Genomic DNA, 15,958 nt, shown 5'->3' with positions numbered 1-15,958 from the left:
GCCCGGCCGTTTTCAGTGGCCCGCCGGAAAACGCCGCGTGATTCCGCGGCGGCCATTGGGCGGCGGGGCGTCGTCAATTCGGCCGGGACGCTTCGGCCGGGAGGCTTCGGCCGGGACGCTTCGGGTGGGAGCGGCCCGGTCTGTCGGCTGTGGCGGGGGGAGATCTTCTGCTACAAGTGTAGTTGCGCGGCGGCCGGAGGGCCGCGGCGGAGCGCGAACCGGGAGGGGAACGACCGTGACGGTGTCGTTGGTGAAGGGGCAGCGGATCTCGCTGGAGAAGCCGGGCGGGACGCTGAGCGTCGTGCGGATGGGCCTGGGCTGGGACGCGGTGAAGAAGAAGGGACTGTTCGGCAAGCGCGAACAGGAGATCGACCTGGACGCCTCCTGCGTCCTGTTCGCCCAGGGCGGCATCGCCGACGTGGTCTACTTCGGCAAGCTCGCCAGCGAGGACGGTTCGGTCCGGCACACCGGCGACAACCTGACCGGCGCGGGCGACGGCGACGACGAGTCGGTCATCGTCGAGCTGACCCGGGTGCCGCCGCAGGTGACGGCGCTGGTGTTCACGGTCAGCTCGTTCAGCGGCCAGACCTTCGACGAGGTCGACAACGCCTTCTGCCGGCTCGTCGACGAGACCACCGGGCAGGAGCTGGCCCACTACCGGCTCGGCGGCGGTGGCGGCCACACCGCGCTGGTGATGGCGCGGCTGTACCGGCACGGCGACGGCTGGAAGATGAACGCGATCGGCGAGCCCTGCCACGGCCGCACGCTGCAGGACATGCTGCCGGCGATCAGCGCCCACGCGTGACCGGCGGCGGTCCGGGCGCCGGTCACAGCCAGCGGCCGAACAGGCGCTGGTAGAGCGCCCGGACGCCGATCGTGGCGGCGAGGTAGCCGGTCACCACCACCGCGAGCGGGGGCAGCGCGGCGAGCGGCAGCGGACGCAGGTCCAGCGTCGCGGCCAGCGGCGAGAACGGCAGCAGCAGCCCGCACAGCGCGGGCGCGGCGGCCGCCGCGAGCACCGGCCACGCCGCGCGCGGCGCGCCGCGCCCCCGGCTGCGCAGCAGCAGCATCGCCAGGCCCTGCGCGGTCAGGTTCGCGACGAACCAGCCGGTGTGCACGAGCTGCTGCCCGCCGGGGCCGTGCGCGGCCGGCACCCGCCACAACAGCCCGAACACGGCCAGGTCGAACAGCGCGCCGACCGGTCCCACGCAGGCGACGAACCGGGCCAGGTCGAGATGGTCGAACGTGCGCGGACGCAGGATCTGCGACTCGTCCACCCGGTCGTGCACCAGCGCCAGCTGGGACAGGTCGAAGCACACGTTCCGCACCAGCACCTGCAGCGGCGGCATGGCCGGGAAGGGCAGCGTCGCGGCCGCCGCCAGGATCGACGCCACGTTCCCCACGTTCGACGTCAGCGCGATCTTGATGTACTTGACCGTGTTGGCGAACGTGCGCCGTCCGGCGACGACGGCCTGCTCCAGCGCGCCCAGCCCCCCGCGGGCGAGGATGACGTCGGCCGCGGCGCGCGCCGGGCCGGCGGCCCCCGCGACGGTGACGCCCACGTCGGCGGCGCGCAGGGCGGGCGCGTCGTTGACGCCGTCGCCGAGGTAGCCGACGGTGCGTCCGGCCCGTCGCAGCGCCCGGACGACGCGCGCCTTCTGGGCCGGCGCGACGCGGGCGAACACCGTGGCGGGACCGGCCAGCCGCGCCAGCTCGGCATCGTCCAGCCCGGCCAGGTCGCGGCCCAGCACCACCCGGGACACCGGCAGCCCGGCGTCGCGGCAGACCCGCCGGGCGACCTCCGGATGGTCGCCGGTGATCATGATCAGGTCGACGCCGCGCCGTGCCAGGGCCCGCACGGCGGCGGCCGCCGCCGGGTCCGGCCGGTCGCGGAACCCGACGAAGCCGACCAGCGTCAGGTCCCGCTCGTCGGCGGGGGAGAGGGAACGGGCGGGCGCCGCGCGCCGGGCGGTGGCGACCGCCAGCAGCCGCACCCCGTCGGCGGCCCACCGGTCGCCCATCGCCAGCAGCCGGGCGCGTTCGGCGGCGTCCAGCGCGACCTCGCCGTCGCGGGTGCGCACGCGCACGCAGACGTCCAGGACGTCCTCGACCGCGCCCTTGGTGACCAGGACGTGCGCGGCCCGGCTGCGCGGACGGGGATCGTCGGGCCGCAGCAGCACCGTCGCCCGGCGGCGCGTGAAGTCGAACGGGATCACGTCGGCGCCCTCGAAGCCCGCCAGGTCGCCGGCGTCGCGCAGCAGGGCCTCGTCGACGGCGTCACCGTCCGGGCTTCCCGACAGCTCCACCGACCACAGGGCGTTGAGCCGCGCCCAGCGCAGCACGCCCGGATCGGCCCCGCCGTCCGGATCGAGATGGCATGCGGGCCGCAGGTGCCGCTCGGTCAGCGTGCCGGTCTTGTCGACGCACAACGTGTCCATCGCGCCGAGGTTGTGCACCGCCGGCAGCCGTTTGACGATCACCTGCCGCCGGGACAGGCCCGCCGCGCCCCGCACCAGCAGCGCCGTCGCCACCAGCGGGAGCATCTCCGGGGTGACGGCCACCGCCACCGCGACGGCCGTCGGCAGCGCCCGCGACCAGTCGCCGCGCAGCGCCCCGCCGGCGGCCAGCACGAGCGGCAGCGCGGTCAGCATCGCCGCGACCAGCCCCCACGACACCGCGCGCACGCCGCGGTCGAACGCCGTCTCGGGCGGACGCGCGGGCAGGTCGCCGGTGGCGCCGACGTAGGTGGCGGTGCCGGTCGCGACCGCCACGGCCGTGCCAGTGCCGGCCACCACCGTCGTGCCGGTCAGGCACAGCCGGGGATGGCCGAACACGTCCGGCTCCGGGCCGCCCGCGGGCGGGGCCGGAAGCGGACCCTCCGCCCAGGTCGCGTGCTTGCCGGCCGGAAGCGACTCGCCGGTGAGCGCCGACTGGTCGACCGTCAGCCCGGACGAGCTGAGCAGCCGCAGGTCGGCGGGCACCACGTCGCCGGGGCCCAGCAGGACGATGTCGCCCGGCACCACCTGCTCGGCGGGGACCTCGCGCGGGACCGGGTCCGCGCCCGGCGCGGCGCGGCGCAGCACCGTGGCGGTGGTGGTCGCCATCGTCCGCAGCGCGGCCGCGGCCCGGTCCGACCGCGCCTCCTGCCGGAACCGCAGCGCCCCGCTGAGCACCGCCAGGCAGCAGATCAGGACGGTGCCGCGCGCGTCGCCGACCAGCGCCGAGACCAGGCCGAGGCAGATCAGCACCACCACGAACGGCGCCGCCGCCGCGCGCACCGGGCGCCGCGTCCCACCGTCGCGCGCGGACCCGTCCGCGCCCTCCCCGAACCGGAGCAGGCGATCCTGGGCCTCGTTCTCGTCCAGCCCGCGCGGAGAGGTGTCCCAGCGGCGCAGCACCGCCAGCGCCGGCTCGCCGGCGTACCCGGCCAGCGCCGCCCGCACGGACGCGAGGGAGCCGCCGTCCGGCCGTCCCCGTGCCGCCGCCCCCGGCGCGGGTGCGGCCGGGGATCGCTTGTCCAGAGGCGGGTCAGGCGCCCACACCGCGGGCGCGCCCGGTGCCGGTGGCCCTGCCGCCGCCGTCGGCCGCCTCGCCGCGCAGGTGGGCGACCATCTGCCGGACGATCGACGCCACGTGCTGGTCGTCGACCACGTAGTACTGGTGACGACCCTCGCGCCGCGCCCGCACCAGCCCGGCCAGCTTCAGCTTGGCCAGGTGCTGGCTGACCGCCGCCACCGTGCCGCCCACCTCCTCGGCCAGCGAGCTGACGTCCCGCTCGCCGTGGGTCAGCAACCACACGATGTGCAGCCTGGTCGTGGCCGCGAGCATCCCGAACAGGCCCGCCGCCTGCTGCAACAGCGCCGGGGGCAGCGCCGCCGGCGCCGTCCGGTCGTCCCCGCGTCCCGCCATGGCCTCCGCTCCGCTCACGCCCCCGGTTCCCGGAGCGCCGGAGGGGGCGATCACCTCAGTGTCGCACCCCGGGGGCGCCTCACGAACGGTCAGCGGGCCACGGGAGGCGCCGCCCGCACCATCACGGCGACGAGCAGGTTCGGCGCGTCACTCCTCGTCCTCGAAGGTCTCCATAGCCTCCTCGTAGGCGTCCTCGTACGCCTGCTCGTACGCCGCCTCGTAGGCGGCCTGCTGGTAGGCGTCCTGGACTGCCTGCTGCTGCGCCTCGACCATGGACTCGGCGAACGCGTCGTCGCCGCCGTCCTCGTCATCGTCGTCGTCATCGAGCAGCTCGTTGACGACCGCGCCGGCCACGAATCCGGCGGCCAGGCCGCCCGCCGCGCCGGCCGCGACCCCGCCCCAGCCCGGGCCGCCGTGACCGTGCGACTCGTGGTGGCCGTGGTGCGCGTCATGGTGGGCGACGGGCGCGTACCCGCCGTGGCCGTACCCGCCGTGGCCGTATCCACCGTGTCCGAATCCGCCGTGGCCTCCGTGCAGGTGCCCGGCGACGGCGCGCAGCCAGTTCTCCAGCTCCTGCTCCCAGGCCATGTGCAGCGCCTCGTCGTGCGAGACGTGGAAGCGGCCGAACACGTCGTCGCCCTCGGCGAAGATGTTCCCCCGGCGGTCGGCCTCCAGCACCACCGCCAGGCCGTGCGGGCTCGCCACGAACGTCAGCTCGACCTCGTTGATCTGCCCGCCGTACTGCGGCGGCGCATAGAACTCGATCTCCTGGTAGAAGGGCAGCTCCTGGTGCACCCCGGCGATGTGGCCCTGCTCGACATCGGCGCTCTTGAACTGGAAGCCCAGCGCGGCGAACGCGTCGAGCACGCGCTGCTGCGACGGGAGCGGGCCGATCGAGACCGGGTCCAGGTCGCCGGAGTCCATCGCCCCGGAGATCTCCAGCTCCGTGCGCACGCCCATGGCCATGCCGTGCAGATGCTGGCCGTACACCTCGGTGAGCGGCAGCTCCCACGGCAGCGGCATCTGGAAGGGGATCGTGTGGTACTGCCCGGCCCCCAGGTGGAAGCCGCCGGCGATCGCGCCCCGGTAGAATTCCACGCCTGCGGTGCCCTCGTGGTCGCCGTGCTCGTACTCGACGTGCGTGACCAGGCTCAGCACCACCTGCTGGACGTGCACGTCGTGGTCCCCTCCCTGGATGGTGACCTCTCCGGGGAGGTGCCCGCCCGGACGGCCGTGCCCGCCGTGCAGCACCGTCTCCACCGAAGGCCCGCCCACCCCGAAGGCTCCGAGCAGCCGCTTGAACACCATGGTTCCCCTCTTCTGTTGTCCGTTGACGGTCGCGGGCCCGCCGACAATTATCTACGACACTTGTAGCACAAGGGCCGGGAACCAACCACCGATTCCGCTGTGGGCGCCGTCACCCGGCGCCGCGCGGGGATGCCGCCGCCGCGCGATCCGGCGTCGGACGGCGCGGCGAGGCTGCTACGTTCACTATTACAAAAGTAATTTGAGGGGCCGGTCGTGCCGCTCCGCCTGCTCCGGGGCGGGTTCGCCGTCCGGGACGGGGGAGCCGATCAGGTGGACAGCCAGCACGGGGCCGGGGTGGACGACGCACCCCGGGCGGTGGCCGCGGACGCCTCCCGGCCACCGCGCTCCAGGCCGATGGCCGACCTGCGCGCCGGGCGCGGCACCGAACCCCGCCGCGTGCGCCTGGCGTTCGCGGCCGGTGACGTGGTCGTCGTGTCGGGCCTGCCCGGCAGCGGGAAGAGCACGCTGATCAGACGGGTCGTGCCGGCCCTCGACGGGCGGGGCGGCCCGGTGCGCACGATCGACGCGCAGGACGTCCGCGAGGCGTGGGAGCGACGGCTGCCGTCCTGGCTGCCATACGCGGTGTACCGTCCGGGCGTCCGCGTCGCGCACTACGCGCGGCTGGGACGCGCGCTGCGTTCCGGGGACAGCGTCGTGGTGCACGACTGCGGCGGCAACGGATGGGTGCGCCGCTGGGCGGCACGGCGCGCGCGCCGCCGCCGGAGTCTGGTGCACCTCGTCCTGGTGGACGTGCCGCCGCGGCAGGCCGTGCAAGGGCAGGTGCTGCGCGGACGCACCGTGTCGCGGCGCGCGTTCGCGCGGCACCGCCGCGCGGTCGGACGGCTCGTCGCCGGGGCGGAGGCCGGACGGCTCCCCGGCGGCTGCGCCTCGGTCGTGCTGCTGGACCGCGCGGCCGCCACCGCGCTGCGCGCGATCGCCTTCGACCGGCCTCCCGCCGGCGGATGCGACGGCACGAAGTGAACGGGCGGCGCATGGGCGGTTACCCTTCCCCGTACGCATTCGACCTTGGAGGTGGACCCGTGGCGAGACGACCGCTGGGGCAGTTGGAGGCCGAGGTGCTGGCCGCCCTCGCCGCCGCCGGTGGTCCGGTCAGCACCGCCGACCTGCGGGCCCGCATCCCCGGGGAACCGGCCTACACGACCATCAACACCATCCTGTTCCGCCTGCACGCAAAGCACCTGGTCACCCGGGTGCGGCAGGGCCGGCACTACCTGTACCGGCTGGCGGTGGACGAGTCGCGCCTGGTGGCCGACCGGATGCGCGACCACCTGCGGCACGCCAGCGACCCGTCCAGCGTGCTGAGCCGTTTCGTGCAGAGCCTGAGCGCCGAGGAGGAGGACGCGCTGCGCGCGGTCCTGCGGCGGTCCGGCGGCGAGCCCGAGGCCCCGGCGTGATCTGGCTGCTGACGTTCCTGCCCGCGGCGCTGGCGCTGGTGCTCGGCGTCGTCATGGGCGTGGCGCCGCTGCCGCTGCATCCGGCCTGGTCGGCGCGGGTGCTGGCGGTGATCGCCGTCACCACCGCGGTGGCCGTCACCGGCACGCTGGTGTTCGTCGGCGTCAACTACGCCGCCACCCTGGCCCCGGGCGTGGCCGACCGGTACCTGCCCGAGTGGGCGCTGTTCGGCGACGACCAGCCGGTGCACGCCGCCTTCGGCGTGCCGGCGCTGGCGCTGACGGCCCTGAGCGTCGCCGTCACGGCGCGGCTGGCGGTCCGCTGGACCGCCGAGGTGCGCCACGCCCAGCGCACCGCCCGCCAGGTGGTGGAGTCGGGTGTCCCGATGGCGCTGGCGGTCCCCGGCCGGGACGGCGGCGTGCTCGTCTCGCGCGGGCTGCTGCGCACCCTCGACAGCGTCGAGCTGCGGGTGGTGTTCGAGCACGAGGCCGCGCACCTGCGGCACCGTCACCACCGCTACCTGGCGGCGGGGGCGCTGGCCGCCGGTACGGTGCCGGTGCTGCGCCGGCTGAACGCCCGCCTGCGCTTCGCGCTGGAACGCTGGGCCGACGAGGACGCCGCCGAGGCCGTCGGCGACCGCACGCTCGTCGCGCACACCATCGCCCGCGTCGCCCTGGCCCGGGCGGAGGCCGAGTCGCCCCCCTCGTCGCTGCCCGCGTTCACCGACTCGGGCGTCGTCCAGCGCGTGCAGGCGTTACTGTCCGCGCCGCCCAGCAAGAACACCGTCACCGGCCCGGTCCTGCTGGCGGGCGTCGGCACCGCCACCGGCCTGCTGGCCTCCGCCGCCTGGCAGCTCGACCACGCCTTCGGCCTGAACATCCTGTGACGCCCTGTGACGCGCCGGGCGCGTCAGGGACGGTGCTCGTCCACCAGAAGGGTCTGCAGGACGTGGCCGAACTCGCCGGAGGGGTCGGCCAGGGACGCCTGGGCCAGGGCGCTGCCGTGCGGGCTGGCATGGACGCGGGCGTCCATGCAGATCCATTCGCCGACCGGATCGCGGTGCAGCGCCACGGTGACGTCGGTGTTGATGACCAGCAGTTTGGCGAAGTCGAGCTGGGCGCCCACGCCCGAGGCGCTGTCGGCCAGCACGAGCGCGCGCACGAGCGGCGTGTCGGCCTGGCCGGTGACCAGGGGGACGCGCGGCCGCGCCCACGTACGGCCCGGGCCGCGTCCGGTGAACGAGCCCTCGGTGTAGCGCCACTCCATCGCGGACAGGTAGCCGTCCACGTACGCCTCGGGCCAGGCGGTCACGGCCTGGCTGGTAGCGGGCAGCGGGGGAGGGGCCGGCGCGTGGTCGGTCGGCTCGACGTGGTCGGGGGCGGCGGCGATCCGCCAGCCGGTGGCGCGGGCGACCGGGCGTCCTTCGTGGAACAGTTCGCCTTCCAGCAGGCTGACCCGCCGCCCCGGGCGTACCGTGCGGACGCTCACCCGCAGGGGCGCCACGGGCACCGGGACGAGGATCTCCACCGTGACCCGCGCGATCCGCGTCCCGGGGACGGGGTCGTGGCGTTCGAAGGCCCGTCCGAGCAGCGCCGAGACCGGGCCGCCGTGCTGGAAGCCGGGCGACCACGGCCCGGCCGTGGCGGGGGTGCTGGCGAAGCGGTCCTCGTCGAGCGGTTCGTAGAACGTCTCGGCCGGCGGCGTGTCCACCTGGTCTCCTCCCACTTGGCAGAACGCCATTCTAGCGACCCTTCGCCAATTGGGTGCCGGCCCGCCGCCGGGCCGACGAGGTGGCTCATCCGACGATGAGGACGATGAAGATCAGGTAGGCGATGATGTTGACCAGCCAGCTGTTGGCGTTCATCCAGTCGCGGACCTTCGGCATGGCGTTCACCGCGCGCCGGTGGAACAGCAGGTAGGCCAGCAGCGGAAGGGCGGCGATCAGTACGGTCGCCGCGACGAACGGCGCCGCGGCGGGCAGGCGCATGCCGGTTCGCTGCAGGTGCACGCCGACGGTCAGCATCACGATGATGTCCGAGGGCATCAGCAGGATCACCAGCAGCCCCGTGCGCAGCGCCTGCCGGGGAGCCGCGCCCATCAGCTCCGCCAGCCAGCGCGGCGGCTCGGCGGTGCGGCGGCCCAGGAAGCTCCTGATCGCCAGGACCACCAGCAGGGCGACCAGCACCGCCTCGACGATCCGCGCGACGGGGCCCCCGCCGGGCGCGGTGCCCTGCGGCGCGCCGCCGAGCAGCCCGGCCAGGCCGCGCGCCACGGCCACACCCGCGACGGTGGCGGCCAGCACCCCGCACAGGAAGGCCAGGGACACCCGGACCGCGCGGTCGGCGGTCACCAGGATGATCGCGGAGATGATCTGCGGCCCGGCCATCATGGTGACGGCGAGCGGCAGCACGTTGAGGTTCACGACGCCCCGGCCTCCCCGAACGCGCGGCCGTCACGGGCCCGAGCGCATGCCCATGCGGATGGCCTCGCGCTGGCCGTACACGCACAGCGCCCAGATCACGAAGACGTCGAGGGCGATCATCAGCATCGACCACGCCGGGTAGTACGGGAGGAACAGGAAGTTCGCCACCGCGCTGATGACCGCCATGCCGACGCCGACGATACGGGCCAGCAGCCGGCCGGCCATGATCCCCCAGCCGGTCAGGATCAGCAGGATGCCGATCACGATGTGGATCCACCCCCAGGCGGTCACGTTGACCGAGAAGGCGTAGTTGGCGGTGACCACGAAGAACTCGCGCCGGACGAGCGCGGCGATCCCGGCGACCAGTTGGAAGATCCCCACCGTGATCAGCAGGATGCCCGCGAACAGCACGACCCCCAGGGCCCACTCGGTCCGTCTCTCCTCGGTCGTCGTGGTCGTGTGCGTCTTCTCCGCCATGGCTGGTCTCCTTCCGCGAGGATCTCCCTGTAGCTGCTCTCGGTCTCCCTGCAGGTGCTGACGATGTGGGCGCGTCACCGGCGTCCCGCGTCACCGGCGTCCCGCGCCGGTCCGCCGGCCGTCGGCGGCCGGCGTGGGGACGGGGCCGGTCCGCATCCCCGTGTGCCGGGTGGCGATCCGGTCGACGTGCACGGCCTGGACGGGACGGGCCGCGGCCGTCCGCAGGACGTGCTCGCGCCGCGCGTCGTGCGGGCCGGGTTCGTACAGCACGGCTCTCTCCCCCCGTCGAGCAGCCGTTCTGTCTCATCTACCCCCAGTTCGGGGAGTTAGCCGGACGGACGGGTCCGTCGCGGAACACGCCTGGGGCGGGGACGGCTACCGCGGCCTCGGCCCGCGGTCGCGGGTCCACCGTTCCAGGACGATCAGAGTCTTGGTGCTGGTGACGCGCTGGCTGCGGCGGATCTCGTCGATCGTGCGCTGCAGGTGCGCCATGTCGCGGACGCGCAGCCACACCAGCGCGTCGGGGTCGCCGGCGATGGTGAACACCGCCTGCGTCTCGGGCATCCGGGTCGCGGTCTGCACGATGTCGTGGACGTTGGTGGTGCCGAGGAAGCGCAGCTCGGTGAACGCCTCGATGCCCCAGCCCAGCCTGGCGTGGTCGACCTGGACGGTGAACCCGGTGATGACGCCCTCGTCCCGCATCCGGTCGATGCGGCGCTTGACCGCCGCGGTGGACAGGGTGACGCGTTCGGCGATGTCGGCCAGGGTGCGCCGCGCGTCCTCCCGCAGCAGCGACAGGATCTCGTGATCGGTGGAATCCAGACGCGCGGCGGCCATGGTGCGGCATGCTAACGCAACGGATCCCTGTGCGGAACGCGGGTATGGTCCCGATTTTTGCGTCTTTGACTGTGAAGTCCGGTGTGGTGTTGCGTGCGGCGATCGTCGTTTGCTGTTCTCTCACCGACGAGAGGAGTCCGGTCGTGGGCGCGTTCACACTGGAAGACCGTTACCTGCGCGAGGACGGCGAGGTCTACCTCACCGGCGTCCAGGCCCTGGTGCGGGTCCTGTTCGACCGGGTGCGGCACGACCGGCGCTCCGGGGGGAAGACGACGTCGGTGTTCGTCTCCGGCTACGAGGGCTCCCCGCTGGGCGGGTACGACCTGGAGCTGGCCAGGCGCGGCCGCCTGCTCGACGAGTACCGCGTGGTGCACCGGCCCGGACTGAACGAGGAACTGGCCGCCACGTCGGTGATGGGCAGCCAGCTCGCCGCCGGGCTCGGCCTGCGCACCGACGGCGTCACCGGGTTCTGGTACGGCAAGGCGCCGGGGCTGGACCGCGCGACCGACGCCCTGCGGCACGCCAACATGGCCGGGACCGATCCGAACGGCGGCGCGGTGGCACTGGTCGGCGACGACCCGAACGCCAAGTCCTCGACCATCCCCTCGGCCTCGGAACTCGCCCTGGCGGATCTGTCCATCCCGGTGCTGTTCCCCGCGGACCCGCAGGACATCGTGGACTTCGGCCTGCACGCGGTGGAGCTGTCGCGGGCGAGCGGGCTGTGGTCGGCGCTGAAGGTGGTCGCCAACGTCGCCGACGCCGCCGCGACGGTCACGGTCGACGGCGCGTGGACGCCCCCGGCGATGCCCGGCGACGCCTACCGGCACAGGCCCAGCGGCCGGCTGCTCGGCCAGGACCTCGCGCGCATGGAACGCGGCCTGTACACGGTGCGGCTGCCGCTGGCGCTGGAGTACATCCGGGCGAGCGGGCTCAACCGGATCGTCCACCGCGGCGACCGCGACCGGATCGGCATCGTCACGGCCGGGAAGGCCTACCTGGACGTCCGCCAGGCGCTGCGCATCCTCGGACTGGACGACGCCGACCTGGCCCGCCACGGCATCCGCCTGCTCAAGCTCGGCGCGATCCACCCGCTGGAACCGCGGATCGTGCGCGAGTTCGCCGCCGGGCTCGAGGAGATCGTGGTCGTCGAGGAGAAGCGCGCGTTCCTCGAACCCGCGGTGAAGGAGGTGCTCTACGGCCACCGCGACGCCCCCGACGTCCACGGCAAGGACCTCTTCAGCGCGCTCGGGGAGCTGGACCCCGACCTGATCGCCAAGGGGCTGCGCGGGCGGCTGGCCCGTCACGCCGACCTCGCCCCGGCACCGCCGGACAAGCGCGAGCGCATCGCCCTCCCGCTGCTCGCCCGCACCCCGTACTTCTGCTCCGGCTGCCCGCACAACTCCTCCACCAGGACCCCGGAGGGGACCATCGTCGGAGCCGGAATCGGGTGCCACACCATGGCGCTGTTCATGGACCCCGAAACCGTCGGCGACGTCGTGGGGCTGACCCAGATGGGCGGCGAGGGCACGCAGTGGATCGGCATGGCGCCGTTCGTCGACGCCTCGCACTTCGTCCAGAACATCGGCGACGGCACCTTCACCCACTCCGGCAGCCTCGCCGTCCGCGCGGCCGTCGCCGCGGGCGTGAACATCACCTACAAGCTGCTCTACAACTCGGCCGTCGCGATGACCGGCGGGCAGGACGCGGTCGGCGCGCTGCCCGTGCACAAGGTCGCCGAGCTGCTGCTGCTCGAAGGCGCCGCCAAGGTCGTGATCACCAGCGACGCGCCGCGCCGGCTGCGGCGGGCCGGGCGCGTCAAGGGCGTGGAGGTGCGCCACCGCAGCGAGCTCCGGCGCACCCAGGAGGAGCTCGCCGCGATCCCGGGGGTGACCGTCCTCATCCACGAGCAGGAGTGCGCGGCGGAGAAGCGCCGCAAGAGGCGCCGCGGCAAGGCGCCCGCACCCGCGGAGAAGGTGTTCATCAACGAACGCGTCTGCGAAGGCTGCGGCGACTGCGGCGGCAAGTCCAACTGCCTTTCGGTGCAGCCGGTCGCGACCGAGTTCGGCCGCAAGACGGCGATCCACCAGTCGTCGTGCAACCTGGACTACTCATGCCTCGACGGGGACTGCCCGTCCTTCCTGACGGTGGTGCCGGGCGGACGGCGGCCGCGCCGGACCTTCGCGGAGCTCTCCGCGGACGCCGTTCCCGAACCCGGGCGTGCGGGCGGCGACTTCACCGTCCGCATCACCGGCATCGGCGGCACCGGAGTCGTCACCGTCGCGCAGATCCTGGCCACCGCCGCGTTCCTGGACGGGCGGCACGTGCGCACGCTCGACCAGACCGGGCTCGCCCAGAAGGGCGGCGCCGTCGTGTCCGACGTCAAGGTCACCGCGGCCCCGGTGGAACAGGCGGCCAAGCTCGCCGCGAGCGAATGCGACCTGTACCTGGCGTGCGACGCGCTGGTCGGCGCCGACCCCGCCTACCTCGGCGCCGCCGACCCGTCGCGGACCACCGCCGTGGTGTCCACCACCGAGGTCCCGACCGGACGCATGATCGTCGACCCGTCCGTGTCGTTCCCGGACGCCTCGCGCATCCGCTCGTCCCTGGACGCCGCGACCGCCCGGGCGTACTACCTGGACGCGCGCGGCCTGGCCGAGGCGCTGTTCGACGACGACCAGTTCGCCAACATCCTCCAGCTCGGCGCCGCGTACCAGACCGGCGCGCTCGGCGTCACGGCCGCGAGCATCGAGCGGGCCATCGAGCTCAACGGCACCGCCGTCGCCGCCAACGTCCAGGCGTTCCGCCGCGGCCGCCAGGCCGTGGCCGACCCCGACGGCCTGCGCCGGGAACTGGAACCGGAGGCGCCGCGGGAGGAACCGGCGAGCGCGCCGGAGGTCCGGTCCCTGGTCGCCGCCGAACCCGGCACCGAACTGGCCCGGATTCTCGACGTCCGCGTCCCCGACCTCGTCGAGTACCAGAACGCGGCCTACGCCGCCGAGTACGCCCGGTTCGTCGAGCACGTGCGCGCCAGGGCCCCGCACGCCGCCGAGGCGGTGGCGCGCAACCTGTACAAGCTCATGGCGTACAAGGACGAGTACGAGGTCGCCCGGCTGAGCCTGGATCCGCGGCTGCGGGCCGAGATCGCCGAGCGCTTCGGCGACGGCTCGCGGGTGGCCTACCGCCTGCACCCGCCGATCCTGCGCGCCCTGGGGTACAAGCGCAAGATCGCGTTCGGCCCGTGGTTCGGCGGGGTGTTCCGGACGCTGCGGGCGATGCGCGGGCTGCGCGGCACCCCCCTCGACCCCTTCGGCCACACCCGGGTGCGGCGCACCGAGCGTGCGCTCGTCGCCGAGTACCGCCGGGCGATCGAACGGGCCCTCGACATCGCGCCCGACCATCCGCTGCTGGCCGAGCTCGCCGAACTGCCGGACCTGGTCCGCGGCTACGAGGAGATCAAGCTCGGCAACGTCGCCCGGTACCGCGCCCGGCAGGCCGAGCTGCTGGCCGCCATCGAGTCCGGCGACAGGCGGCCGGCGAGCGCTTCGTCGTCCTGACCCGCCGTTCCGGGGCGGCGTTGAAGATGGGGCACGTGCGCCGTCATCGCCTTCCGGTTTCCCGGACCCGGGGCGCGCTCCTTGCGGCGCCGATCGCGGAATGGGTGCACCGTCCTTTCCACCGACGGTGAACCGGGACGTGAATCGGCGTCGTACGCCTCTCGGAACGCTCCCATAACAGGCCCTGGTGAAGTCGCCGGTATTGTGCGACGACCGATGCCGATGCATGGTCCAAGGACTCGCGGGCACAGATGAGTTCCGGTGTGGACAATGGTCGAGCGTTAAGGAGCGAAGCGATGACCACGACGTCACCGCATCGTGGGATGGGGCCCGCTTCACGGCGCCCGTTCGACGCCGGAAGCGCGGTCGCGCCCCTGACGATCGCGGAGCGGCGTCATGGTCGCTGGTCGGTGCTCACGGTGCGCGGCGAACTGGAGATGACCACCGCGGACCGGCTTCTCGACGCCGTGAAGGACCGGCTCGCCGCCACGGAGAACGCCGGGGAAACCCCGAGAATGGTGCTCGACGTGTCGGGCCTGTCGTTCTGCGACTCGTCCGGGCTGAACGCGCTCGTCCGCGGCTGGCATCTGTCGCGGCAGGCCGACGGCGAACTGGTGCTGCTCAACCCGTCCGCGCAACTGACGCGCATGCTGACCATCACCGGCCTGGACCGGCGCCTGCCCATTCACGACCGGTTCCCGGACTGATCCGCGCCCATCCGCGTCGATCACTCCTTCGTGCCTCGGGGACGGCCGGAACGGCCGCTGACCCGGCCGGCCTGACGCCGGGCGGCGGTCGATACCGCCCTCTCGCACCTGACCACGGACGAGCCCGGTGTGCCGACACGACGACACATGTGGTACGTGTTCACCTGACCAGTGGCGGTCACTGGTCCATCCTTGTCACAGCGTGTCCGACCGGACGGGCACCGGCCACGCCGTGATCTTGCGTGGGAACATTGGACCGAGTGCACAGTGGAAGTGCACAGTCGAAGGGATCCGAACACATGGCAACGCGACCGCAGATGGCGAAGCTGGACGATGTCACCAAGTTCGCCGAGGGACTGACCAACGACTACCTGATGTGCCGCACCTGGGCGCACGCGTGGGACCCGCGCACCTCCGCGGTGCAGCGCGCCAACGGCCGCATCCACTGGACGGTGGAGTGCTCCACCTGCGGCACCATCCGCACCCGTGTCATGACACCCAGCGGCGGCATCGTCGGGAACCGCTACAGCTACCCCGAGGGCTACCAGTCCGGTGGCATCGGCCGGATCGGGCAGCGCGGGCTCGCCGCCATCCGGATGGAGTCGCTGAAGCGAATCGGTGGCGCCTGATGCAGGAAGTGTTGATCGTCACTTACTGCGACCGCTGCTACCAGGACGATCAGACCAAGAACGACGCCGAGGTCACCGTCGAGGTGAGCGTCGGCACCGACCAGGCCCGGCTCGACCTGTGCCCGCGCTGCGACGAGGAACTGCTCGCGCCGCTGCGGGAACTGCTGCGCACCCGCGGTCCCGCGCAGCGGGCCCTGGAGAAGGCCGCGGGCACGGGCAACGGGGCCGAGCAGCGCCCCGCCCGGGTCCGACCGGACGTCTCCGTGCGCTGCGGGCAGTGCGACACGCAGATCGCGCTGCGCAACCGCGGCAGCCACAGCCGCGCGAGCCACGGCTGCGATCCGCAGGAGATCGCCTGGTACTTCGGTGACGACGTCACCGAGGTGTGGAGCTGTTCCTGCGGCCTGGCGTTCCCCAACGAGCACGGCCGGACGACCCACGCGCACCGCGTCGGTCACCCGCTGCCCGAGGTCACCGGTCCCCAGGCACCGCCCCGCGCCGCCTGACAGAGGCGGTACCGCCGGGCCCCACGCCGATGACGCCGCGTGTCATCGACACCGCCGCGCGTGGCCGCTCACACGCGCGGCGGAGCGAACGAACACCGCGGCTCAGCGCCGCGTGCCGGAGCAGAAGGCGGTCTCCAGGGACGACAGGAGCGCCGGCGACGGGGCGGCGGCCCGATGCCGGTCGGCCGGCACCGCC

Annotated in this window: 16 protein-coding genes; 8 read left to right on the top strand and 8 right to left on the bottom strand. The window is 73.7% G+C overall.

Going from position 1 to position 15,958, the window contains the following annotated elements; all coding sequences use genetic code 11:
- The first annotated feature begins 235 nt into the window (after positions 1-235).
- The gene (locus ABD811_RS03195) at positions 236-805 is read left to right on the top strand and encodes a TerD family protein (RefSeq protein ID WP_344940353.1); all 570 of its coding nucleotides are present in this window, start codon (positions 236-238) and stop codon (positions 803-805) included.
- Positions 806-827: 22 nt separating this feature from the next.
- Here ABD811_RS03195 and mgtA read toward each other — a convergent pair whose 3' ends face one another.
- The 3 genes from mgtA to ABD811_RS03180 all read right to left on the bottom strand — a co-directional run bounded on the left by mgtA (position 828) and on the right by ABD811_RS03180 (position 5,217).
- Positions 828-3,443, bottom strand: a complete 2,616-nt coding sequence (mgtA, locus tag ABD811_RS03190) for a magnesium-translocating P-type ATPase (RefSeq protein WP_344940350.1) — start codon at positions 3,441-3,443, stop codon at positions 828-830.
- 85 nt (positions 3,444-3,528) lie between these two features.
- A complete protein-coding gene (locus ABD811_RS03185) occupies positions 3,529-3,927 on the bottom strand; it encodes an ArsR/SmtB family transcription factor (protein WP_344940347.1) in 399 nt (132 codons plus the stop codon).
- 129 nt (positions 3,928-4,056) lie between these two features.
- A complete protein-coding gene (locus ABD811_RS03180; protein WP_344940343.1) occupies positions 4,057-5,217 on the bottom strand; it encodes a sporulation protein in 1,161 nt (386 codons plus the stop codon).
- Positions 5,218-5,430: 213 nt separating this feature from the next.
- Here ABD811_RS03180 and ABD811_RS03175 point away from each other — a divergent pair, with 213 nt between their 5' ends.
- From ABD811_RS03175 to ABD811_RS03165, 3 genes are read left to right on the top strand one after another with little or no spacing between them, the layout of a single operon-like run.
- The gene (locus tag ABD811_RS03175; RefSeq protein ID WP_344940341.1) at positions 5,431-6,198 is read left to right on the top strand and encodes an AAA family ATPase; all 768 of its coding nucleotides are present in this window, start codon (positions 5,431-5,433) and stop codon (positions 6,196-6,198) included.
- A 59-nt stretch (positions 6,199-6,257) separates the two neighbouring features.
- Positions 6,258-6,632, top strand: a complete 375-nt coding sequence (locus ABD811_RS03170) for a BlaI/MecI/CopY family transcriptional regulator (RefSeq protein ID WP_344940338.1) — start codon at positions 6,258-6,260, stop codon at positions 6,630-6,632.
- A complete protein-coding gene (locus tag ABD811_RS03165; protein WP_344940335.1) occupies positions 6,629-7,516 on the top strand; it encodes a M56 family metallopeptidase in 888 nt (295 codons plus the stop codon). Before ABD811_RS03170 ends, ABD811_RS03165 begins: the two co-directional genes overlap by 4 nt.
- Before the next feature lie 23 nt (positions 7,517-7,539).
- On the opposite strand, the gene ABD811_RS03160 is transcribed toward ABD811_RS03165, so the two are convergent.
- The 5 genes from ABD811_RS03160 to ABD811_RS03140 all read right to left on the bottom strand — a co-directional run bounded on the left by ABD811_RS03160 (position 7,540) and on the right by ABD811_RS03140 (position 10,366).
- Positions 7,540-8,340, bottom strand: a complete 801-nt coding sequence (locus ABD811_RS03160) for a thioesterase family protein (protein WP_344940332.1) — start codon at positions 8,338-8,340, stop codon at positions 7,540-7,542.
- Positions 8,341-8,425: 85 nt separating this feature from the next.
- Positions 8,426-9,052, bottom strand: coding sequence for a GAP family protein (locus ABD811_RS03155; protein WP_344940330.1), 627 nt, complete (start codon positions 9,050-9,052; stop codon positions 8,426-8,428).
- Between the two features lie 30 nt (positions 9,053-9,082).
- Positions 9,083-9,529, bottom strand: coding sequence for a DUF7144 family membrane protein (locus ABD811_RS03150; protein ID WP_344940328.1), 447 nt, complete (start codon positions 9,527-9,529; stop codon positions 9,083-9,085).
- Positions 9,530-9,619: 90 nt separating this feature from the next.
- Positions 9,620-9,799: a hypothetical protein gene (locus tag ABD811_RS03145; RefSeq protein ID WP_344940325.1), complete on the bottom strand. Its 180-nt coding sequence runs from the start codon at positions 9,797-9,799 to the stop codon at positions 9,620-9,622.
- Between the two features lie 105 nt (positions 9,800-9,904).
- Positions 9,905-10,366 (bottom strand): Lrp/AsnC family transcriptional regulator, encoded by a 462-nt coding sequence (locus tag ABD811_RS03140; protein WP_344940323.1) that lies wholly within the window; start codon positions 10,364-10,366, stop codon positions 9,905-9,907.
- Between the two features lie 8 nt (positions 10,367-10,374).
- Between ABD811_RS03140 and ABD811_RS03135 the strand changes: the two genes are divergently transcribed.
- The 4 genes from ABD811_RS03135 (at position 10,375) to ABD811_RS03120 (ending at position 15,762) form a co-directional block, all read left to right on the top strand.
- Complete coding sequence (locus ABD811_RS03135; protein ID WP_344940321.1) at positions 10,375-13,920, top strand: indolepyruvate ferredoxin oxidoreductase family protein; 3,546 nt, start codon at positions 10,375-10,377, stop codon at positions 13,918-13,920.
- A gap of 296 nt (positions 13,921-14,216) precedes the next feature.
- Positions 14,217-14,627, top strand: a complete 411-nt coding sequence (locus tag ABD811_RS03130) for an STAS domain-containing protein (RefSeq protein ID WP_344940318.1) — start codon at positions 14,217-14,219, stop codon at positions 14,625-14,627.
- A 299-nt stretch (positions 14,628-14,926) separates the two neighbouring features.
- Positions 14,927-15,256 carry a hypothetical protein gene (locus tag ABD811_RS03125; protein ID WP_344940315.1) on the top strand — a complete coding sequence of 110 codons (330 nt, stop codon included), beginning with the start codon at positions 14,927-14,929 and terminating at the stop codon, positions 15,254-15,256.
- The gene (locus ABD811_RS03120) at positions 15,256-15,762 is read left to right on the top strand and encodes a hypothetical protein (RefSeq protein WP_344940312.1); all 507 of its coding nucleotides are present in this window, start codon (positions 15,256-15,258) and stop codon (positions 15,760-15,762) included. Before ABD811_RS03125 ends, ABD811_RS03120 begins: the two co-directional genes overlap by 1 nt.
- Positions 15,763-15,958: the final 196 nt, after the last annotated feature.

The sequence above is a fragment of the Actinomadura miaoliensis genome (genome assembly GCF_039536785.1).
GTDB lineage: Bacteria > Actinomycetota > Actinomycetes > Streptosporangiales > Streptosporangiaceae > Spirillospora > Spirillospora miaoliensis.
This window is presented reverse-complemented; position numbering and strand designations above follow the sequence as displayed.